1 pseudogene is annotated in these 435 nt (G+C 43.4%); it reads left to right on the plus strand.

Annotated elements, in window-relative coordinates:
* A pseudogene (locus PSH48_RS21010) lies at positions 1-435 on the plus strand (peptidoglycan glycosyltransferase FtsI); the annotation flags it as partial.

The following is a 435-nucleotide window of genomic DNA, read 5'->3' on the forward strand; positions in this document are numbered from 1 at the left end:
GTATTATAAAAATGATTTACGCCGGCGTGAATTGGCTGATGTGTTGCGCATTGAGCCTAGTAAAATTAACACGCGATTACTTGATGATCCTACTCGTCGCTTTGTGTATTTAAAACGCCAAGTGACTCCCGCTGTGGCTAATTACATCGGTGATTTACGCCTACCTGGTATTCATTCATTGGATGAATCAAAACGTTATTACCCTGCTGGTGAAGTAAGCGCACATGTTATTGGGTTTACCAATATTGATGGTAAAGGCATTGAGGGCATAGAAAAGCTTTATGAAAACGCGTTAACCGGTGAAGAAGGGCGCCGTACCATTCGCAAAGATGCGCAAGGGCGTGAAGTTGAAGTGCTTGATGAACGCGAGCGAGTAGAACCTGAAAGCATTCAGCTAAGTATTGATCAGCGAATTCAAGCCATTGCCTATAAAGC

Source organism: Pseudoalteromonas sp. Angola-4, from assembly GCF_028599265.1.
In the GTDB taxonomy this organism is placed as follows: domain Bacteria; phylum Pseudomonadota; class Gammaproteobacteria; order Enterobacterales; family Alteromonadaceae; genus Pseudoalteromonas; species Pseudoalteromonas atlantica.